The following is a 22,624-nucleotide window of genomic DNA, read 5'->3' on the forward strand; positions in this document are numbered from 1 at the left end:
ATTACAAGCCTTTGGAACTCCATTTTTCTTACTTAAAAACTCCGAACTGGGGTTTATTTTAAGTAAGGTGGGGAATTTATATGCCTAAATATAACGGTAAACTTACTAGGACTAATCGCCTTTTAAAGGCTGTGAAATCTCATGCCACCTGTGCTCTTACATACGGAGTGGCGGGAAGTATTGGAAAATCTGCTCTTTCTTTTTTTAGCCCATCACTCACTAGTCAAGCAAGCGGTTTTGCTTCTTTTGTTCTGGTAGGTGCTGTAGCTTTTCCTTTCATGAAGCTCTTAGATGAAATAATAATGGACCTTATGAAGGATAGTGCTTATCTAAAAGCACATCCCAATTTAAAAACTGCGCTAACGGATACAGCAATATATTTATCTACTTTAGCATCGATAACTGCTGCAACTGCACTTCTGGGATTACCTATGGCTGCAACAATCTTCTCCATTATGATAATTCCCACTGCAGCGACTGTCATAGGCTTGATGTACAATGCGATTAATTCTTGCTTCGATGGAGATAATGAAGTAGTCGATGCAGAACCAGGATTACGAAACTAAGATGGATCAAGTAAGAGGAGCCTCACACGGGGCTTCAATCTCCCCTATAACTGTACATGCGATATCGCATATGGCAGTTTGAGTTACTAAAAAAAGATAGCCTTTGTCGGTCATTTTTAAACGTTCATCGCTATGCTCAGGAGACATACTCCCAGTGACCTTACTAAGAATCTTACTTTCGCCTCTCCACGATACATAACATCACTGTCGTCCACACGAAGGCGAGATCCATTTTTTACAGACACAGAGCGAACATTGAGAATGGTTTCTCGCCTTCGCAGGAATGACAATGGGCTTATTCATAACTGACATTAAGATACTATTTTAAGAAACATTGTTCTATTATTAATAATTAAATTTTTTTAGTGCTTATCTCATGCGTCTACATAACCTCTTACCCGATTTAAATGATCTCTATTTTTTTTGCTGTGTGGTGGATTCAGGAAGCTTTACACAAGCAAGTCACGGCTTAGAACTTACTAAATCTAAATTAAGCCGACGAATTTCTGAATTAGAAAACCATTTAGGCGTGCGCCTGCTTAACCGTTCCACGCGTAAACTTAGCTTAACTGATATCGGACAGTTAGTTTATGAATACAGCAAATCAATGGTAGACCAAGCAACTTTTGCTCAAGAAGTAGCCGTTCAGGCTCAATCCAGCCCCAAAGGCAGAATTTATGTCACCTGCCCTACTTTGTTTGTACAATCTGAATTCAACAATATTATCATTGATTTTATACGTCTTTATCCTGAAGTCAGAGTGCATCTTTATGCCAGTGATCGCAAGGTTGATTTAATTGAAGAAGGATTTGATTTAGCAATACGCTTTCAAATTAATGAATTAGATGACTCCAGTCTAGTAGTACGTAAATTAGGTGAAAGCGAATATCGCCTCGTTGGCACGCCTGCTTATTTACGGGCCTATCCACTCATCCAATCCCCTAGCGAATTAGCAAATGTTACTTGGCTAGGTAAATCTAAAATCGATGACAGTAATCAATTTCAACTAGAACATACTAGCGGTAAAAAAATTAACATGCTTTTGTCCCCTCGTTTGGAATGTAATGAATGGACTATATTAAAACAAGCAACCCTAGCTGACTTAGGTATCGCCTTATTACCACAAGAATATTGTCAACAAGAAATCAATCAAGGAAAATTAATTCATATTCTTCCCGAATGGTCCTTAGGTACTGCAAATTTATATATGATTTATCCCTCAAAGCGAGGATTAATCCCAGCCGTGCGTCACTTTATCGATTTCGTTGGTGAGAAAACACGAAAAGGGTGTCGAGCAATAAAAAACACTTTATCGCAATAATCACAACTACTTTGAATGCTTGCCTAAGCGATATTCTTCATAAGAATCTTGCAAAATCTGTTTTAACTGACTTTTATCATCATTGGCAAATTTTCTAATAAAGGAAAGGGTATGAAATATATGTGCAGCCTTCGCCTTAGTTAGCTTGAACGATACAACAGTTTCGGCGTTTTCTTCTTTTTTACTTTCTTCCAATAATGCTTTTTTAGTTGTGGCAACATATTTCGAAGATTGTTCACTGGCTGGAATAAATTCTTTGCCTTTGACAAGACAACGTATGGCATTATAATAAGAATTAATCTCTTGATATTTCAATTCAATCTCTACCTCATTTTCAGCACTATAGAGATCATTATCTTTAACTCGTGGCAGCTTAGGATCGTGCAGTTTCGCGTAAAGGAATTGCTTTTCACCGCGTGAATTCCAAGCGATAACAGCAACTGCGGCAGACACTAAAACGGTGGTAACCGCTGCCAATGCAATTCCAGTGAGCAATCCAGCCAGAGCAAAATGAGTGGTTACTGCTAAAGTAGGTAGAATAATTGCCAGAGGCCAATTTTTAACCAAGAAATAACTTATAGGTCGAATTAGATAATAGTAAGGAACCATTAATCCATAATAAAAAACACTTCTACCGAAGGAAAATAGCCATAAGTTACGTTTTTTTCGCTGAGAATTATCTACTTCAGGATCAACATGATTGTATTTGGTTCCTTCGATACCCGCATAATTTAATATATGATCCCAAATACCATTTGACCCTTTTTTATCTGCAGGCGGGGAAACTTCTAAAATATTCCAACCCTTTTTCCATACACCAAAATAAGACACCGGGTCATTACCTTGTTTTTGGACAACTACTTTTGGTTTTTCGGTTAATTCATCCCAATGATCAAATCGGCTCTTAGACCAAGCATCATGTAAGCCTGCAGGGTTTAGTGCATCTACACGTGATAAGCGATAATTTCCTTTATCTATTGCTAATAATAAGCTTAAAGAGCCTCCCAGGCTAGTACCGCACACATGAACTGTATTTTCTTGCTGCTCTAACCATTTCTGTATTCGTGGTCGGCCAGTGCGATATAAAGTTTTACCTACTGATTCAAATCCTTTGGCATCCGTTTTCACTTGAGGTAGGAAACCCTGACCTGCAGTATAGGTAGTTCCCATAAAAATCAAATGAGACTCAGCTTTTCTTTGGAACAATGGTTCAAGACCATAAGCAAAAACGCGATCGCAATCTCTTTCATGACCTTCAGTCAATTCAATAGGCTTGATTTGATATTCAACCATTTCCCAATGATTATCAATGTATTGTGGAATCGAAATAGACTCGTAGGGAGTCAAATCACCGTAAGGTAATAAACTCAAGCAATTACTCAAATACAATTGAATCTGCTCAGAATCTTCTTCTGTATAATCTAGCTCTTTTAATTGATTGAAAATCTCATGAAAGCCTTGCTGAAAAGCAAAACGCATTTCTCTGAGATATTCATGGTTACGTGTAATAAATATTGCATGCAAAACATCCGAAGAGATCAAACTTCTCCACGACTTTGTCCAACCCATCATTAACAATCGTAACAGATTGCGAACAAGCACAGGTGTTTTTTCTTGAGCGGTTGTTAACCCTGAGATTGATTCAAATTCTCGTTGTGGTAAAAATCTTAAATCCAGTTGCGTAGTAAAAAAGTTGGTCATAGCAAACAATTCCTAAAAAGGGTATAGATAACTCATTCTCATTCCCTATTTATTTTCCCAAGGTGGTGGTTTTGGAACTAAGATACTGTTCAATTTCATCAACCATTTTCATGGTTGCAGACTTACGGTTCCACCAGAAGAAATCTAAAAAAGTATATTTTCTTAAGGTCGATAATACTTTTGAATTATCTTGTTTCCATTGCTTGACACAGTTTAATAATTCATTCAAGCTCATCTCACTTCGTGGTCCGGCAATTTGATTGTATAAGTCTTTCAAACAGTCAAACTTTTCCACAGTTTCCGCAGCCTCTGGAGCAAGCGCTAATAACTTTTCCATCCGCTTATACAGAGTCTGCAGCACCCTGACCTTCTGCTCTCCTAAATGTACATATGCGATAGGAGTAACAGGTAATACATAAAAAGGAATATGCTTCGTCGGCTTGCCATGTTTTAAATAAGTTTGGTATGGCAGGTTATAAAAATATAAACTGGAAACCTCAGAGGAAATAGGCGACTGTTGTACTTCTTCAACAAGTTTTATTGCTGTATGGCGGCAAGTATTATTAATACTGAGTCCTGTGGTAGTCGCCCTTATTTGCTCAACTGTTTTTTTGGTGGCAATTAAGCTTTTATATTCTAAAACAATATTTTCAGAAGTTTGCTCATTAGCAGGCTGAAAGCAAGGAAACTGGTCTGGTTGTGTTTGTAAACCCGCTAATACTTTAAGAAATTCCATATATTGCACAAAAGTAATATCATAAGCTTGATAATTAATGGATTTGTGTTGTTTCGATTCGTGATATACACCCTCATTATAAAGTTGCGCAGGATGATTGCTAAATAAGACCCTACATTGAGCTTTTAGAATTCCTGTGCATGTCCTCTCATTTAATGCAAGCTGCGCACCTTTTCCAACACGGCATAAAACATGTTGGACTTTGTGCTGATTGTAAACTCCAATCATCACAAAGGAGTGAACTTCTTGTTTGTTAATAGAAATAAAAAATTTATCCTTTTTAGGATTAATATTTATTGAAGAATTAATATTTATTTTGTCAACCATACAAACTCATATGCTAAGGAAAACATTAAATTAATATTAATAATAACAAAAAAGCCTTAAGAAATTATTATGCTAGTTTAATAAAGAAAATAGATTCAGGGTAAACGCATATTGAATTATGCATTCGCAGCACGTATTTTTAATTGTTCTAAGGCTTTTTTCAGACGCTCAAGTGCCCTCTTTCTTCCTAATAAAACCAATGTCATGTCAATCGATGGTGACATACTCGACCCGGTCACCGCAACGCGTAAAGGCTGGGCGATTTTCCCCATATTAATATCAAACTGAGCGCACACATCATTGATGCACTCTTGTAATGCATCTTTTTGCCACTTCTGAAGTGTTTTAAAGCGCTCATATAAAGCAACTAAAGGCTCTAAGATTACTGGACGTAAATGCTTTTTCACTGCATCTTCATCATAATCGATCGTGTCAGTGAAAAAATACAAACTCATTTGGCACATTTCTGCCAAAGTTTTGCAACGCTCTGCCTGGATAGCCACCAAATTCTTTAAATCGGGACCTTGAGCCAAATCTACACCAGCCTGTTCAAAATGCCAATGTAACGCTTTAGCTACTTCGTCATTAGGATCATTTTTTTGGTAATGCTGGTTTAACCAATACAATTTATCATAATTAAAACTGGATACACCACGACTGATATGTTTTAAATCAAAATTGGCAATCATTTCCTCGACACTAAAGATTTCCTGATCCCCATGAGACCAGCCTAAGCGGACTAAATAATTTAATAAAGCATGAGGTAAGACACCCAATTCTTTAAATTGCAACACACTCACGGCACCATGGCGCTTAGACAAATGTTTACCGTCTTCACCTAAAATCATCGGTAAATGAGCAAAGACAGGTACTGCGGCATTCAAGGCTTTAAAAAGGTTGATTTGTCTTGGGGTATTATTAATATGATCATCACCACGAATAACATGGGTAATCTTCATATCCAAATCATCAATCACAACAGCAAAGTTATAAGTAGGATGGCCATCTGAGCGTACCAAAATCAAGTCATCCAGTTCACTGTTATCAACATGGATTTCACCATAAACTTCATCCGTAAATGAAACTATACCCGTTTTAGGATTTTTAAAGCGAATAACAAAAGGTTTATCTGAAGCAGGGAGATTTTTGTTACGACAATGTCCATCGTAACGTGGCTTTTCTTTGGCAACAAGCTGCGCTTCACGCAACGCTTCCAAACGTTCTTTACTGCACTCACAACGATAGGCTTTGTCTTCATCTAAAAATTGTTGTGCGACTTGATTATAACGGTCGTAACGATCCGTTTGATAAAATGGACCCTCATCACAATCAAGGCCAAGCCAGGTCATACCGTCTAAAATAGCCTGCACTGACTCTTGAGTAGAACGCTCCCTGTCTGTATCTTCTATTCTTAAAATAAATTGGCCTTGATGGCGTTTGGCATAAAGCCATGAAAATAAAGCGGTACGGACACCACCTACATGTAAAAATCCAGTGGGACTTGGCGCAAATCGAGTTCTAACAGTCATGTTTCTTCCGTTGTAAGGTATAAAATAATCGGGCTATAATAGCTAACTTTAGCTGCTACGCAAAGATAAGACTTGGTTTTATATCTTATAGTCTACTCTTAGGAGTCACCTTGAAAAGTATTGGTATTAAATATCAACTAAGAATAACAACCTTGATTCCAGCTTTTCTTGTCGCCCTTTTATTCGCAGTCTTTTACAATGGCCTCTTCGGTAACGACTTGAAACAACATATGTCACGACTTGGCGAAGCTTATATTCGCCAATTAGTGCCCGCAGCACAATACGCCATGCTGCGCCGTGATGATCGCACCTTACAAGGTTTGATTAATGCCTCTACGATTAACCCCGAAGTGAAAGCTGTAGCCTTCTATGACAGCGACGGGCAATTATTAGCCTATCGCGGAGGTAAACATTCCATTCATCACCCATTTACACCGCCAGATTTTACTGGAGATTATATTGAAAGTAAGCAAATTAATCCTTTTACTATCAATTTCATCGCCCCGGTAACTATCCCAAAATTTAATCTCTACTCTACACCATCACTTAATAATACGGTCAGTAATAACATTACTGGACGCGCTGATGATATTCTCGGCTGGCTCTCTATTGATATTGATACGCGCTCGATGTTGCTTAAGCGCTATCAAATGCTTATTGTGACTATTTTCATTACCTTGTTTGGTTTATTAGTTGGCCTAACCAGCCATTATTTCCTCTCTAAACGTATTTATTTGCCCATTTCTCGCCTACGCCGTAGCATGAAACAGGTTTTACGTAATGAATTTGAAACTGAAATTAAAACTACCAGTAAAGGTGAATTAGGCATTATTGAAAAAGGATGTAATCATTTACAAAGACGCTATCTCGACACCATTAAAGATTTAAACCAACATATTGAAGTGGCTACTGCAGATTTACAACAAAGCCTCGAACTCTTGGAAGAAAAGAATATTGAGCTTTCTTTAGAAAAGAAAAAAATAGAAGATAAGAGCCGGCAAAAATCTGAATTTATTGCCAATATGAGCCATGAGATTCGCACTCCTATGAATGGTGTGATTGGTTTTACTAATGTGCTATTAGAAAGCCAGTTAGATCCTTTGCAATTGGATTATGTAAAAACCATTAAATCCTCAGCACAAGACTTATTAGGTATCATTAATGATATTTTAGATTTTTCCAAAATCGATGCTGGAAAATTGCATTTGGATTGCATTCCCTTAAATATTCGCAATTGCATTGACGAAGTGCTCACTTTGGCTGCCCCCAATGCTCATAAAAAAGGTATTGATTTAATTCCTATTACTGATGTGAACGTCCCCAAAACAGTCTTGGGAGACCCTTTTCGCATTAAACAATTCATCAGCAACCTGGTGAATAATGCAATTAAATTTACTGATCATGGTTATGTCTTGGTGCGTACAAAAATAGAACAAGAAACCGAGAAAGATTATGCGCTATGCATCACCATTAGTGATACAGGTCTTGGTATTTCTCCTGAAGATCAAAGCAAATTATTCACCGCTTTTAATCAAGCGGATACAAGCATTGCTCGTCGTTACGGCGGCTCAGGGTTAGGCTTAATTATTTGTAAAAAACTCTGTGAAGAAATGCATGGCCGCCTGAGTATGTCCAGTGAATTAAATAAGGGCTCAACCTTTACTGCACTAGTCCGAGTTGAAAAACTGGCTGCTTATGAGATTGAAAAAAACCAAATTCACCGCTTTGGTCATTTAAAAACTTTATGCTTTGATGACAACCCTTTACAATTACAAGCTTTATGTAATGGCTTAGGTTATTGGGGAATTGAATGTGTGCCTGTGAATTCGTTTAGCAAGCTCCCACAAGCTTTGGAAGAGAATAAGGACTGCAAAATGGCTTTTCTTAATGTCAACCAAGGTTGTGAGCAGCAAATAGCAAAAATCATCGTAGCTCATAATTATTTCCCTTATGTACTTATTTCTAAATGGCATATTAATGATTACGCAGCTCTTGGGGCTCGAGGTTTTCTCTTTAAACCCATCAGTATCCAAAAATTACAAGATTTAATTGAATTACTAAGCAATGAATCCAAACCTGAAAAACAAGATCAACAAGAACTCGACGGATTAAGAGAGCAGTTGCGTTTTCTGCACCCTGATTTATTGATTGCCGAAGATAATCCCATCAATAAAATGTTACTTGATTCACTCTTGGGTCACCATGCCAATATCAGTTCGGTTGATGATGGCAAAATGGCGGTAACAGCATGTGATGACCATAAATATCAGATTATTCTTTTAGATTTGCAAATGCCTAAGATTAATGGTCTAGAGGCAGCAAGATTAATACGCCAAAAATCACAACTTAACCGTAATACACCAATTGTATTAATTAGTGCCAATAGTGCTGATGTGAATAATATTGATCTCAAAAAATCAGGGGTTAATTTATGTTTACAAAAACCCATTGATGAAAAACAATTACTGATTCAAATTATTCGCTTAGTAGAAAAAGCAAAACATGTAGCCATTGATTGGCAATTATGTATACAAAAAGTTTCTGGAAACCAGCAGCTTGCAGAAGAATTTTTGAGTATCTTTGTAGAAGAATTACATAAAAACAGATCGGAATTTATTGATTTGATGCAACGAAAAGAGGTTAAAAAACTGGGCGAAGCAGCCCATAAACTTCATGGAGCATGCTGTTTTTCGGGAGTACCTATATTACAAAAAAAAGTCATCCAAGTAGAAAAAATGGCTGCTCGCTCTGCGAGCACCGAAGAACTAGCCATCCCCTTTGCCGAATTAATTCAAAGCATTGATGCTGTGATTAATGAATATGAAAATCAACCTGAAAAGAACAATTACAAAGAATGCAGGAGTTAAAATGACAATAAAAAATGCAATATATGCTCAATCCGGTGGGGTTACCGCAGTAATTAATGCCTCTGCTTGCGCAGTAATTCAAACTGCAAAGTTATATCCTGAACAAATCGGAAAAGTATATGCCGCCAAAAATGGAATTATTGGTGCCATAAACGAAGAATTAATTGACACTTCTCTTGAAAGCGATTCTGATATTGCTAAATTAATGCAAACTCCTTCCGGTGCTTTTGGTTCTTGCCGCTATAAGTTAAAAAGTGATGGCGATGAATATACACGTCTTATTGAAGTATTTAAAGCACACAATATTGGTTATTTTTTCTATAATGGTGGTGGTGATTCTCAAGACACGGCACACAAGGTATCACAAATAGGTGCCACTATGGGGTACCCTATTACGTGCATTGGCATTCCCAAAACAGTAGACAATGATTTACCATTTACAGATGCTTGTCCTGGATTTGGCTCTGTAGCCAAGTATGTTGCGATTTCAACTAAAGAAGCAGGCTTTGATGTAGCATCGATGGCTGCATCATCAACTAAAGTATTTATCCTTGAAGTCATGGGTCGTCATGCTGGCTGGATTGCGGCTGCAAGTGGGCTGGCAGGTGAGAATAACAGTGAACCTCCACATATTATTTTATTGCCGGAAGTCACTTTTGAGCCAGAAAAATTCCTCAAGAAAGTGAATGAATGTGTTAAAACTTATGGCTACTGTGTTATTGTTGTTTCTGAAGGAATTCGCAACAGTGAAGGGAAATTTTTAAGTGATGCCGGTTTACGTGATGCGTTTGGTCATGCACAACTCGGTGGAGTTGCTCCAGTCATTGCCCAATTAGTTAAAACAGAATTAGGTTATAAATACCACTGGGCAGTAGCGGATTACTTACAACGTGCAGCACGACACATCGCCTCTAAAGTAGACCTAGAACAAGCTTATGCTTTAGGTAAAGCAGCCGTAGAATATGCCGTACAAGGAAAAAATGCGATAATGCCTATTATTGTTCGTGAACGCGATGAGCCTTATCAATGGTCGATTAGTCATATACCATTAGCCGAAGTAGCAAACCAAGAAAAGGCAATGCCTGCAGAATTTATTGCCGCAGATGGCATGGGGATTACTGAAGCTTGCCGCTGTTATTTGTCTCCCTTAATTCAAGGTGAAGCTTATCCTGACTATATCAATGGACTGCCTGATTATGTACGCTTAAAAAATCAATTAGAAGCGAAGAAACTATAATTGGCATCTTACTTGCATAGCTTACACTAAATTATACGATGAGGAGTACCGTATGAAACAGAAAGGTTTTACCTTAATTGAATTGATGATTGTAGTCGCGATCATTGGTGTACTCGCTGCAATTGCTATTCCTGCTTATCAAGATTATATCGTTAGAGCACGCGTAACCGAAGGATTAAGCATTGCTTCCTCAGCACAAACTACCATTTCTGAAAATGCGATGAGTGGAAATAGTGATCTCAGTCTAGGTTGGACTCCCCCACCAGCAACTGCAATTGTACAAAGCGTTGCGGTAGCTAGCAGTACTGGAGTCATCACAATTACTTATACGGCATTAGCACAAGGTATTGTACTCACGATGACGCCGTTATCTAATGGAGAAGCAATTGCCGCGGGAACACCACCAACTACTCCAATTACGTGGACTTGTTCAGTCACTGATGCAAATAATGATCGTTATGTACCTGCAAACTGCCGAATATAATGTTATTCTTAAAAAAGCTGCCCTATAGCAGCTTTTTTACATTTCAAAACAGAGCGAAGAATGTCACGTAAAGAACGTATAAAACAAGTATTAGAAAAAGAACTATCTCCTATTCATTTAAGCGTAGATGATGAATCAGCAAATCATCACGTACCCGAAGGCGCAGAAACTCATTTTAAAGTAATTGCGGTTTCTCCTCTTTTTGCTCATGTCAACAGTATCGAACGGCATCGCATGCTTCATCGTTTACTCAGTTATGAATTCGATCAAGGATTACATGCACTGAGTATGCATTTATATACTCCAGAAGAATGGGCAAAAAATCAAAAAATTTTAAAATCACCTGCCTGTCGTGATGGTTATAAAGACAGCTAGAACATAATAAATAGAGATGTTATAAATAAAAGATTCACATTGAACTTTAAGTTCCTATATAATGTCTACCCATTTAACAAGTTGAACGAATTAATGAAATCCTGGTCCTCCGAAAAAATATCTGTCTTTGCTTTAGTTCTTCTCATCACAGGAGCAATTGACAGCATCAGAAATTTACCTGGCACTGCATTGTTTGGTTCGTCATTGATCTTCTTTTTTATTTTTTCCGCAATTGTCTTCTTAATTCCAGTAGCTCTAATTGCTGCGGAATTATCATCTACCTGGTCGGAAGAAGAAGGCGGAATATATAGCTGGGTGAATCATGCTTATGGTGAAAATGTCGCCTTTTTTACGATTTGGTTGCAGTGGATTAATACACTAGTCTGGTATCCAACGATTTTATCATTTATTGCCGGAGTCTTAGCGTATTTGGTTAATCCAGAATTAGCTCAAAATAAATATTATTTAATCAGCGTCATTCTAACCATATTCTGGTCATTGACTCTTGTAGGACTTTCTGGATTACGCGCATCTGCACATTTTGCAGGTTTATGCGCCATCTTGGGAATGATTATTCCTATGGGATTTATTATTTTTCTAGCCATCATCTGGTTAATCAAAGGCAACCCTATTGCCATTGATTTAAGCTTCTCGCAAATGATTCCTCACTGGAAAGACAGTCAATCCTGGGTTTCTTTAACCGCAATTATGACTTCATTTTTGGGCATGGAATTAGCTGCCGTACATGTACGTAACGTAAAAGATCCTCAAGCCAACTTTCCCAAAGCCATGTATTTTTCAGTATTACTGATTTTAACAACAATGATTTTGGGCTCTTTAGCCATTGCCTTTGTGCTCCCTAAAGACAAAATTAGCCTTGTTGATGGTGTAATGAAAGCCTTTAGCAATTTTTTCCAAGCTTATCACCTAACCTGGATGATGCCAGTACTCATTATTCTTTTGCTATTAGGTAGCTTAGGCAGCATGGTTAACTGGATTATTTCTCCTGCCAAAGGCTTACTCATGGCAGCAAATCATAATTTCTTGCCCAAATCTTTATGCCATATAAATAAACATGGGGTGGCATCGCGAATTTTAATCACTCAAGCTGTTTTAGTGACTCTGCTTTGTGGTGGTTTTTTACTGTTTCCAAGTGTTAATGCCATTTATTGGTTATTTACCGCTTTAAGTACTGAGCTATATATCATGATGTATGTCTTGATGTTTATTGCTGCGTGGAAGATGAAAAGCAAATATGCGCATGTTAGCCGTCCTTTTGCCATTCCAGGAGGTAAGGGTGGTTATTATTTAACGTGTTTATTTGGCCTATTTGGTTGTACCATCACATTGATTATCGGATTTATCCCACCGGTAGAATTTATGAATTTCGGCGGTGCCGGACATTTTCGTATGATATTTTCTCTCGGGATTTTCTTGATGATGCTGCCTGCAGCATTACTTTATTGGCGCAAAAAAAGAATTTCGTCACAAACAATTCTTTCATCCGCAAAAGAAATATGAATCGAAAATATGATTTTATTCACAGAGAAAAAGGATTCTGCTTGTGACTTGCTTTTTGCAGAGGCAGCTCGTTTCTATTAAGCTGGGGCAAGATCTTTATAAGTTGAATTATTGTAAGAGGTCACGGGAATGGTGAATCTTGGCTGAACGGTCATATTCAACCTGTGCCAAAGATGGCCGTTCCCTCATTAGGGACTGACCTTTTACGAATTATTATCAAATAAGGCATACTGAGTAAATTACATTATTCTACAGTGATTCTTCTCTGTCTTATGCTTTACTTCTGCGCGAATATCTTCTTTGCACTGGTCATAATATTGCTTTACGTACGAGTTGACAGGGCCGAAGCATATGGCTTTTTCTAGAAACTTTTTTGCCTCACTTAAATGACCAAGCTCATAATTTACTATACCAATATTTTTTCTTGCATCAATATAACCTAACTCTTCAGCTCTCTTAAAAAAAGATAAGGCCTGCATCTGAGCAGTGGCATTTTCATGTTTAATAATCGGATACAAACGATCTCCATATTGGAATATAAGCCCACGAGTATACATTAGTACTGCGGTGGTTTCTGGATCTGTTGCATACCTTTCATCGCTGTAACCTAATATTTTCCTATAAAGATGTGTAATTTGATTCACTAATACCTGATCTGGCTTTTCAAGATAAGTACTCAATTTAGCAAGCATCTGATAGTAATCAGACAATGGATGATTGTTAAATTCATCATTTAAATAGATTCCTTTACTATATTTATCAAAGAAATCTTCTTCGAGTGATTTCGATTTTAAGAAAAAATCATTTGGTAATGACATTACATTAACATAATTAGTTATTCCTTTATTGGTTTGACTTTCAGATAAGATAACTTTAGTTAAATAATAACTTTCTTTTTCTAAACTTTTTAGCTCCAATTCTTGTCCAAGTTTCACTGCTGGCATTAAGAAAAGAGTGATGTGTGGAATATATTCTTTAAAACGAATGTTGCAATGAATACCTGCTTCATGAATAGTTAAAATAATTTTCTTGTTTAATTGTTCCAATTGATTGTTAATATCATCTACCTCAAGATAAATGGTGCCATTTTCAAAAGTCCGAATTCTTTTTGGCTTTATTTCGATAGCAGGAATACTAATCTCATGTAGTTTTTGTTTAAGCGTGCGTAATTCACTAGTCGTAACTGTTAGTGGTACGGCAAATGAAATATGAAAAAAAGTTTCAACTTCATCGTGCAAATGAAATTCATTTGCAATGATGCTTTGGTAATTTTTAATTTGGGTATTCAACTCAATATTTTCAATGGGCGCAACTACCATTACTTGTTTTAGTTCTTCATCACACTCAGAAGAACTCAAGTAGGAAGAAACTGGGTACTTTGCATATGCATTTTCGAATATGCTTAATTCAATGGGCTTTGAAAGATCGGTTTGAAGAAGGATTTCATTAAATACATCTTTTAAATGCTGGGGGGAAAATATACTAAATAAACTACCATATTCAGTAAATTCCTTGCCATTTTTTTCGTATACTGCAATAAAAGATTGAATTTCCTCCTTTTCGGTCATAACGACATAACCATTGACACTGTCGAAATTGCCAAAATTTCTCTTTTCAGGAATATTCTTTTTTACCCAGTCTACTACCCAAGCCGGGTTATTAAAATGGCGGTCGGTACCAATTCTTAGTTCCAGGCGGCTGTCACGATCCAAGAGCAAACTAATATGCATGAGTTATAACCATTATTACGTATTAATTGAAATCTGCACAAACAAACTTGTTTCGCGTTTGTTTTGTACCTGTTCCTCTTCTAAACTCAGTATTCTGAGTTAATTTTGATAATTTTGTTTTAACTTTAACACGTTAATTGCACTTTGAGCAAATTCTACTTAAGAAATAATTGAGTTCTTCTTTAAAACTTATCTTTCTCTTCTAATGAAATCACACGTGCTTCATGTTCTAACATGACTGGAATATCATCATGAATAGGAAAAGCCAAACGGTCGAATTTACAAATCAACTCTTGTTTTTTAATAATCAATTGGCCTTTGCACAAAGGACAAACCAATATTTCCAGTAATCTCTTATCCACTAAAATCTCCTTAAATCTCAATCATGAGTTTTTATTATAAGTTACTTGATTACGTACATAGACAGGCTTTGCCTCCTCTACTGAAACGGCTTGAATCGATGTTGCTTGCATTAATTCAATCATGGCAGCAGCATTGGGGTAAACTTCAATACGAGTAGTAATCTGTGCTTTTAAAGTTTCAGGAAAATCTGCCCAATACTCCTCGCTACCTATGCCAGCAAGAAGCAAAGAGTGTTTATCCAACACCGTAATTGCAGCTACAGCACTTACTTGCTCTTCAGCTTTAAATTGCCCTTGTGGATAATAAGCCCAATACATTTCATGCATCCTTGCATCTAAAACAGCCAAGACGGGCATATCCTTTCTAATCTGTTTACGAGCACCCCAGGTAATTGCGGCGAGGCTACTTATTGGAAATAAATCTAAATCATGAGCATAAGCCAACCCTTTAGCAATGCTGCAAGCAATACGTAAGCCGGTAAAACTTCCTGGTCCGCAGCCAAAAACAATGCCATCCAGTTGACTCATAGATGCCCCTGCTTCGGCCATCAAGACATCAATCATGGGCAATAAGAATTGTGCATGAGTTCTTTGGCTATCTTGCTCTTTATGTAACAGCTCATTGCCATATAATAAAGCGACACTGGCAAGTTCAGTTGCCGTATCAATCGCTAATAAGTTCATAATCCAGTGTTAACTCTCTAATAAATTTCAATACGTTCTCTTCATCACGGGTTTTGGGTAATTTAGGTAAACTGGCCAAGATGCGTTGACCATACTCCCTACTAGTAAGACGAGGATCTGCGATCACCAAAACTCCTTTATCTGTATTATCACGAATTAAACGTCCTACTCCTTGTTTTAGCGCAATAACTGCATTAGGCAAGGACAGTTCATCAAAACCTGATAAACCTCGTTCTTTTAAATAAGCCATTTTCCCCTGAGTCACAGGATCCACAGGATTGGCAAATGGCAATTTATCAATAATAACACAAGAAAGTGCCTCACCTTTCACATCGACCCCCTCCCAAAAAGTTGCCGTGCCCAACAAAACCGCATTGCCTAATTGCCGAAAACGCTCCAGTAAAATCGGTTTTGCCTCTGTTCCTTGAATTAATAAGGGGTAGTTTAAAGTAGTGCCTATCATTTGAGCAACTTGTTTTAGAGCTTTGTGACTAGTAAATAAGAAAAAACAACGCCCACCCAAGCTTTTAATAATAGGCACTACTCTTTCTAAAAGCGCCTCATAATAAGTTGCGTCTTTTGGATCAGGTAAACCTCGTGGTAAATACAATAAAGCCTGTTGCTGATAATCAAAAGGACTGGACAAGAGCAAAGTTTTTACTGTTTCTAACCCTAAAGGCTTACTAAAACACTCAAAAGAATCTGCCATTGTTAAGGTTGCTGAGGTAAATACATAAGCACAAGATTGTCGCTTCAATAATTCACTAAAAGGTTCAGCAACTGCATAAGGTGTGGCGTGAAAAACCAGAGTATGTTTAAAACGCTCTAACCAACAAATTTTATCATGCTGCTTTTGAGTAAATAATGAGACAATGTTTATAAATTCTTGTAAACGTTCTTTGCAACGTATTAATCCTGGAATTTCGGTGATGCTCTCTTCAACAAAACAGTTCATCACTTCTTCTTGCAAATCCAACCATTCCTGCCAAATATCCATAAAATGTTTATTACGGCAAATCGCATGCCAACTAATCCGTTCATCGCTACCGGAAATACTGCTGAGCAAATCCTCCATAATTCTATCCGCTTTGAGACTAAGCATTTTTAAAGGCTGATTGGCGAGATCTAAAGTGGGCCATTCATTGATAAGATCATCAAACAAGTCACGAAACTGTCGTGTACCAATTCGTTCACCATGAAAATGGGTTGCAATTTCTGCCAATTGATGTGCTTCATCAAAAATCACCACATCCACTCCTGGTAATAACTCACCAAAGCCGTCTTCTTTTAAACGAGAATCAGCAAAAAAGAGGTGATGATTAATTACTACAACATCAGCGTCCATTGCACGCTTACGAGCTTTAATCAAGAAACATGTTTCTTGATTGGGGCATTCACTACCCAAGCAATTATCTACCGTTGAAGTTACATAAGGCCAAACAGGAGAATCCTCACTTAACTCGGGTAATTCAGAACGATCACCAAGGTTCATTTGCGATAATTTACTACGTACATGCGCAATTTCATGAGCACATTGTGGACTTTGAAATTGGCCTTCTTCTGCGTACAAGTCAACGCGATATTGGCAGATATAATTAGCTCTACCCTTTAAATTTTGAATACGAGAAGATAAACCCAAAGCACGAAGAAGAGTGGGTAAATCTTTTTGATACAATTGATCTTGCAACGTTCTGGTCGCAGTAGAAATCAGTGTTTTTTTACCACTTAAAAGACAGGGTAATAAATAAGCAAAGGTCTTGCCTGTGCCAGTCCCCGCCTCTGCAATAAGCATGGATTTTTCGCTAATTACGTCGGCAATTGCTTGCGCCAAATCAGACTGAGGTTTTCGTGATGTAAATCCAGTAATAGCAGTAGAAAGCCGACCTTTTTCACTAAGAGCACGTCGGCATAACTCTGCAAGTGAAGTGATTTCTACCACTCTTTTTGTAAATATTGAAGCTTATCCTTAACCTCTTCCCAATCTTTTGCGTCGGGCAACCCATCCTTTTTAGCAGTAATATTGGGCCATTTTTGTGCAAGTTCGGCATTTAATTCTTTAAACTTCACTTGTTCATCTGTTAAGTCATCTTCAGAAACAATCGCATTAACCGGGCATTCTGGCTCGCATAAAGCACAGTCAATGCACTCATCTGGATGAATTACCAAGAAATTAGGGCCTTCATAAAAGCAGTCCACAGGACATACCTCCACGCAATCAGTGTACTTACAACGGATGCAACTTTCGGTTACGACAAAAGTCATGATGTACCTTTCCAATAAACAAAGAAATATGGAATATTAAAGCATAAAATGAGCTGTTGAAGATAGTCTTTCTGCTTAGAACTACCAAATTTTGCCCGTAAAAATGCCTTGAGGAAACTCCAGCAATTGACTCAATTATTTTTTAATCTTCATAGTAATAAATAAAATGTATTTTTTTCATCCTTGACTATAATTTAAATTGCTGATTACTTAATATAATATTTGCCATTATTGGAGTACAACATGACAAGGAATTCTATAAAGTTATTGAGTGGTTTAAGCATAGTATTCTTTTCATTAACTGCATCTGCCACCAATACGATTACTGTTACTGTAAAAACAACTGAAAAATCAGTTGCCGCCCTTGGTTATGCTGTAGAAGGAAAAAGACTGGGTGGCGCAGGAAAATCATACACAGGTAAGGGGCCAGCAAATCATACGTATCTATTTGGCTATAGGAAAAGATTAGCTTATGGGGATGATTTTTCTTGCGGGTCTCAAGTATTAACAAAAGACAGTACCGTAACTCTGGTAACCGATGGAGAGCATTGTTCTATTATTGTTGACTAGATACCTAGAAAAAAGATCTTAAGTCATGTGTCAACAATAAAATGTTGCTTGCGTATCACTGCATTCTCTACCCAACACGAATAAAAATCGTCTCATGTTGTTCTTGGATTACCTTTCTACTTAATGGATAAAACCTAAATAGAATGAATTATCCTATCAAATATTGATTAAATACCGACTACGTGATAATTTTACGAACACTTATCTAATAGCTCATTTTAAAATCACCTTAATTATTGGTATTTTTAGTAACTAAACTTGTGTTGGAGTACTTATGACACATCTAAATGAATCTAATACATCTGAACTACAGATTTTAATAAATGAATTTAATGAAATCTCTGAAGAAAATGCTATCCACCGCTTATTTCTGCTGCAAAAAATAAATGCTTATTTAATGGAACACCAATTAAATAAGGATACATTCAAATGGCTTAATGAGAATCCAAAAACTATAGGAAGCTGGGAGTCAGTTTTAGGTATTTATAAAATTATCCCTGAGGCTTCTTTCCTGTTAAAAAGTATTCAATTTGCCAATGCAGTCGCCGCAGAAGCGCAAGAAATCGAATTTATTAAAAAAACTGACTTATACCAATTACTGCAAGAACGCGATAAACTTTTAAGCACGGCTAAGCCTACAGATGAAGACCTCTCTCACTATACGACTATATGTTGCCAAATCAAATACATCGCTGAAACGAACAAGGAATGGGGAGAAAAAATTACCTATGACCTTAAAATTTTACAAGAAGTTCAGAATAAAATAAAAAATATAAAGGGTCATATTGAAGAAAAAATTGGCAAATATGCAACAGAACCCTTGGGTAAAGGAAAGAATAATGAGAATTTTATTTTACATATAGACGGTTTTTCCGACCCATTCGTTATCTGTGTTAAAGACCTGCGTGATTTAAAAATGGATTCATCATTATATTCCAATTCGATATGCAGGTACTTTGTTTCTGAGATCGCGGTCTTTATGATGCCAATCAAGGAAGAAGATGATTCAGATGAGGTGAATTATAAACCCATAGTGCTCAGCCACTTTGCCAATCAAGGTGATTTGGAGACAGTTGCGCGCGAGTTAAGAAATAAAAAAATTTCACTAATATGCAGTCAGGCAGTACATTATTTCAATCAAATTGTTAATTTTTGCATTGAATTAAAGAAACTTCATGTCTATCATCCAGACATGAAGTTAAGCAATTTGCTTGTTCATAATGGTTTAATACTCTTAGCCGACAGGAAAACATTTATTGCTGAGCCTACGCCTGTAGTGAGTGAGGTACGCTCTTCACCATGGTATGCCCCAGATGAATATAATAAATGTCTTAATAAACAAGGAAACTGTTTAAAATCCGAGGCATTGAGAATCCTACTTAATATGGAGCAATTTATGCATTATCAGGTGGGTATGGCACTGAAAGAATTTCTCCTACTGAGCCAGCGTAATGATCTACCTGAGAGCTTTCGGGATCAAAATGATAGTGTGATTAATTATTTTCCGGAGTATTCAAGACAAATCGTCAATTTTCAGTTGATTATCAGTGCACTCACTCATATAACTCCAGAGAAACGACTTCCCATCGAAAGCTTACCGTCTTTATTTGCATGTATTTCTCGACCTAACTTTGCATTTTACGAAGTATTTCGCGAATCCCATTCAGACAATGATGATGAAGATGAAAAAAAGGAAATATATACTTTACTGAAAGATAATACTCTTACATCACAGGAGTTGCTCAAACGTACTCATTTAATTTTTAATAACGAAAAATTATCACTCCAATCAGGAACTTTAAGCTGGCTTGCTGCTCAATTGGCTCTAAAATGTTATGCTCAATCTTCGAAAGATTATTATAATAAATTACTTGATTTAATTGACAAAGAAATAGACAAGAAAAATTGGACTAATGCTCCATGGTATTTGAAATTAGCCTCCTGGCTAAGCTTTGGTTATTACAAGGTTCCTCAATCCACCATCTCAATTAACGAGATTAATATTGACGTGGATTGGCAAAATGAAGAGTTTCAAACACATATAAGTATATTAAAATTTTTACCTGATTGCTCTTTAAAATCACTTGGCGAAAAGCGTTTGCAACGCTTAACTCAGTTTATTGAAAAAAATCAAGACAAAATAATCAGCAAATCCTGCGATGATGAGAGCGCTTCAAAAGCAGGGCCCACGGCTATAGCTATGAAGAGAAGTCAGAGTACAATCAGATATCCCTCAGGCTCAGTCGTTTATAATGATTATAATGAAGATAAAGAAAAATCAAAATCCAATTTATCGAGTAAGGATAAGAATCCCAAAACCTCTTCAAACCCAGTTCATGATAATGTATCTAAAAAATACTCTTCATGCACTATGTTCCTCAACCCCAAAAAACTCAAAAGGATAAAAGACAAGCAACCGCCTAAAACTGAGAATGAGGATAAACCGCATAAGCCGGGTAGTCTCATAAGAAGAGGCGATGGCTCAATAGTCCCCACTCCCGCTGACAATGAGAGTCCCCTCTCAACTCAAATTCGTCCCTAAAAAACTTTAGCTCTCAAGGACAAGTACCTGATAAAAAAGTTGCTAAAACTTCTTTATCAGGTACTTGTAGGAACCTCATCATCGATTACGAAATACCTAACCACAACCCTTTATGATCTATTTTTACACCAATAATATAAATTTTGTCTATATTTATAAATAGGTTTCGTTGTTTTGTAAAGGCAATATAATGCAGGTTAAAGCAAAAACGATGTCTTATATTACATAAAAGAGGAGCAGGAAATTGCAAATTTATCACAAGACAATTATTATCCACGCAAAGTAACTCACTATAATAAATCAAATAAACGGAGTTATTATGCCAATACATGAACGACGCCAACATTTTCGTATTGAAGACTATGTGTACTTCAATTACCGCATTATGGAACCAGGTGAAATGTGCTCTGACAGAGCCGTGGTAGATGAATTGCTCGGTAAAAACGGGCAACGATATCTAGAGGCATCGCATTATTTTCAAAATATTGATTATGAATTAACCGAGCTAACTCAGGCTATTGCTCTGAAAGACCCCGCACTGGCCCATTACTTAAATTTATTAAATAGTAAAATAGATTATTTATCACGGCAAATGCTCATGACCAATACCATTCAAATGCGTAAGGTTAATATAAGTCTTGGCGGCATGGCATTTAAAACAACTGAACTCATTAAAGAAAAAACAAACTTAAAAATGGTAATTTACACTAAGCCTAAAATGATCCCCATCATTTTAGAGGCAACTGTAGTTTATAGCCAGTACCAAAGTGAAAACCATTACCGTACGGCAGTAGCATTTAATGGTCTTACTGAAGACCAAGAGCAAATTCTTTCTCAACATATCTTACTAGGTCAAGTAAAAAACCGCTCTGATTAATAGGTTACTAAAAAAGTTACATATTTGTTTAATAAACAGTACACTATGTACTATTACGTAACGAACACACGAGATCATTATGAGTAGAATAGTACATTGCTGTAAGCTAAAACAAGACGCCGAAGGCTTATTAAAACCCCCATTCCCTGGAGCATTGGGTGAGCGCATTTTTAATGAAGTCTCCAAACAAGCGTGGAATATGTGGTTATCACACCAAACCATGCTCATCAACGAATATCGCTTAAATCTCATGGAACCCAAATCCCGCGAATTTTTAAAAGAAGAAATGCATCAATATTTTTTCGGTGAAGGGTCAAAAAAACCAGCAGGATATACTCCAAATTAACTCGTTTTGCTAATTAAAAAACCAATTTGTTAAACAGCCTCAGGATTTTTCTAAAAAAATGCATTCAGTGCTTGACTCGAAGCGCGTATAAAGGTTTAATACGCCCCATTGGGGCCAGATAGCTCAGTCGGTAGAGCAGAGGACTGAAAATCCTCGTGTCGGCAGTTCGATTCTGCCTCTGGCCACCATATAATGCTTATTAATCAATGAATTGCGACCGACGCAATTTACAAATAAAGTCAATGAATTTTTTAAACAACCATAATAAAGATTGAACCCATCGATATAGATGCTAGTGCGTTTGTTATTCATATTTTCTTACACCAGAAAAAACAAGAGCCTCCGAAGAGGCTCTGTGCCCTAGGAGCAGAGTCCTAGGGGAAGTAGTATTATTGTTGTACTAATAATTATCATGCTCGTCAAATACAAAAACAATAAATTTTCATTTCTAACAATAGAGGTAACTCCCCAGGTATTTAATTGAGCTCACCGGGCTTCCCTTCTCCACCGCGCGCAGCGTGGGGGAGAGGGCTCAAGGGTGAGGGGGATTAAATAGTGTCGCGAAGCGACTTCATTATTAAAAATAA

The 22,624-nt window shown here is 37.0% G+C and carries 19 protein-coding genes and 1 tRNA gene; 12 read left to right on the top strand and 8 right to left on the bottom strand.

The window, feature by feature from the left end; genetic code table 11:
• Positions 1-80 precede the first annotated feature (80 nt).
• Both QM652_RS10340 and QM652_RS10345 read left to right on the top strand, forming a co-directional pair.
• Positions 81-566 carry a hypothetical protein gene (locus QM652_RS10340; RefSeq protein ID WP_415075481.1) on the top strand — a complete coding sequence of 162 codons (486 nt, stop codon included), beginning with the start codon at positions 81-83 and terminating at the stop codon, positions 564-566.
• A gap of 376 nt (positions 567-942) precedes the next feature.
• The gene (locus QM652_RS10345) at positions 943-1,887 is read left to right on the top strand and encodes a LysR family transcriptional regulator (RefSeq protein ID WP_415075483.1); all 945 of its coding nucleotides are present in this window, start codon (positions 943-945) and stop codon (positions 1,885-1,887) included.
• 6 nt (positions 1,888-1,893) lie between these two features.
• On the opposite strand, the gene QM652_RS10350 is transcribed toward QM652_RS10345, so the two are convergent.
• From QM652_RS10350 to gltX, 3 genes are all read right to left on the bottom strand, one after another.
• Positions 1,894-3,588 (bottom strand): hypothetical protein, encoded by a 1,695-nt coding sequence (locus QM652_RS10350; protein WP_415075485.1) that lies wholly within the window; start codon positions 3,586-3,588, stop codon positions 1,894-1,896.
• A 49-nt stretch (positions 3,589-3,637) separates the two neighbouring features.
• The gene (locus tag QM652_RS10355; RefSeq protein WP_415075487.1) at positions 3,638-4,651 is read right to left on the bottom strand and encodes a hypothetical protein; all 1,014 of its coding nucleotides are present in this window, start codon (positions 4,649-4,651) and stop codon (positions 3,638-3,640) included.
• Positions 4,652-4,767: 116 nt separating this feature from the next.
• Positions 4,768-6,180 carry a glutamate--tRNA ligase gene (gltX, locus tag QM652_RS10360; RefSeq protein WP_415075489.1) on the bottom strand — a complete coding sequence of 471 codons (1,413 nt, stop codon included), beginning with the start codon at positions 6,178-6,180 and terminating at the stop codon, positions 4,768-4,770.
• Positions 6,181-6,290: 110 nt separating this feature from the next.
• On the opposite strand from gltX, the gene letS reads away from it, so the two are divergent.
• The 5 genes from letS (at position 6,291) to QM652_RS10385 (ending at position 12,664) form a co-directional block, all read left to right on the top strand.
• Positions 6,291-9,047, top strand: a complete 2,757-nt coding sequence (gene letS, locus QM652_RS10365; RefSeq protein ID WP_415075491.1) for a two-component system sensor histidine kinase LetS — start codon at positions 6,291-6,293, stop codon at positions 9,045-9,047.
• Position 9,048: 1 nt separating this feature from the next.
• Positions 9,049-10,284, top strand: a complete 1,236-nt coding sequence (locus QM652_RS10370) for a 6-phosphofructokinase (protein ID WP_415075493.1) — start codon at positions 9,049-9,051, stop codon at positions 10,282-10,284.
• Positions 10,285-10,336: 52 nt separating this feature from the next.
• Positions 10,337-10,768, top strand: coding sequence for a pilin (locus QM652_RS10375; protein WP_415075495.1), 432 nt, complete (start codon positions 10,337-10,339; stop codon positions 10,766-10,768).
• Positions 10,769-10,828: 60 nt separating this feature from the next.
• Positions 10,829-11,143: a BolA family protein gene (locus QM652_RS10380; protein WP_415075497.1), complete on the top strand. Its 315-nt coding sequence runs from the start codon at positions 10,829-10,831 to the stop codon at positions 11,141-11,143.
• Between the two features lie 93 nt (positions 11,144-11,236).
• A complete protein-coding gene (locus tag QM652_RS10385; protein ID WP_415075499.1) occupies positions 11,237-12,664 on the top strand; it encodes an APC family permease in 1,428 nt (475 codons plus the stop codon).
• Positions 12,665-12,903: 239 nt separating this feature from the next.
• On the opposite strand, the gene QM652_RS10390 is transcribed toward QM652_RS10385, so the two are convergent.
• The 5 genes from QM652_RS10390 to fdxA form a co-directional block, all read right to left on the bottom strand.
• The gene (locus tag QM652_RS10390) at positions 12,904-14,394 is read right to left on the bottom strand and encodes a hypothetical protein (RefSeq protein ID WP_415075501.1); all 1,491 of its coding nucleotides are present in this window, start codon (positions 14,392-14,394) and stop codon (positions 12,904-12,906) included.
• A 182-nt stretch (positions 14,395-14,576) separates the two neighbouring features.
• Positions 14,577-14,756, bottom strand: a complete 180-nt coding sequence (locus QM652_RS10395; protein WP_415075503.1) for a Trm112 family protein — start codon at positions 14,754-14,756, stop codon at positions 14,577-14,579.
• A 21-nt stretch (positions 14,757-14,777) separates the two neighbouring features.
• Positions 14,778-15,440 (bottom strand): tRNA (adenosine(37)-N6)-threonylcarbamoyltransferase complex dimerization subunit type 1 TsaB, encoded by a 663-nt coding sequence (gene tsaB / locus QM652_RS10400; protein WP_415075505.1) that lies wholly within the window; start codon positions 15,438-15,440, stop codon positions 14,778-14,780.
• Entirely contained in the window at positions 15,421-17,379 is a 1,959-nt protein-coding gene (locus QM652_RS10405; protein ID WP_415075507.1) for an ATP-dependent DNA helicase, read from the bottom strand. Before QM652_RS10405 ends, tsaB begins: the two co-directional genes overlap by 20 nt.
• Positions 17,373-17,702 carry a ferredoxin FdxA gene (gene fdxA, locus QM652_RS10410; RefSeq protein ID WP_415075509.1) on the bottom strand — a complete coding sequence of 110 codons (330 nt, stop codon included), beginning with the start codon at positions 17,700-17,702 and terminating at the stop codon, positions 17,373-17,375. The genes QM652_RS10405 and fdxA overlap by 7 nt, the downstream gene beginning before the upstream one ends.
• A 243-nt stretch (positions 17,703-17,945) precedes the next feature.
• On the opposite strand from fdxA, the gene QM652_RS10415 reads away from it, so the two are divergent.
• From QM652_RS10415 to QM652_RS10435, 5 genes are all read left to right on the top strand, one after another.
• Positions 17,946-18,272, top strand: coding sequence for a hypothetical protein (locus tag QM652_RS10415; protein WP_415075511.1), 327 nt, complete (start codon positions 17,946-17,948; stop codon positions 18,270-18,272).
• A gap of 274 nt (positions 18,273-18,546) precedes the next feature.
• Positions 18,547-20,814 carry a hypothetical protein gene (locus QM652_RS10420; protein ID WP_415075513.1) on the top strand — a complete coding sequence of 756 codons (2,268 nt, stop codon included), beginning with the start codon at positions 18,547-18,549 and terminating at the stop codon, positions 20,812-20,814.
• A gap of 319 nt (positions 20,815-21,133) precedes the next feature.
• Positions 21,134-21,691 carry a PilZ domain-containing protein gene (locus QM652_RS10425; protein WP_415075515.1) on the top strand — a complete coding sequence of 186 codons (558 nt, stop codon included), beginning with the start codon at positions 21,134-21,136 and terminating at the stop codon, positions 21,689-21,691.
• A gap of 79 nt (positions 21,692-21,770) precedes the next feature.
• Entirely contained in the window at positions 21,771-22,037 is a 267-nt protein-coding gene (locus tag QM652_RS10430) for an oxidative damage protection protein (RefSeq protein ID WP_415075517.1), read from the top strand.
• A gap of 112 nt (positions 22,038-22,149) precedes the next feature.
• Positions 22,150-22,225, top strand: a tRNA-Phe gene (locus QM652_RS10435).
• Positions 22,226-22,624: the final 399 nt, after the last annotated feature.

The organism is Legionella sp., from assembly GCF_047605385.1.
In the GTDB taxonomy this organism is placed as follows: Bacteria; Pseudomonadota; Gammaproteobacteria; order Legionellales; family Legionellaceae; genus Legionella.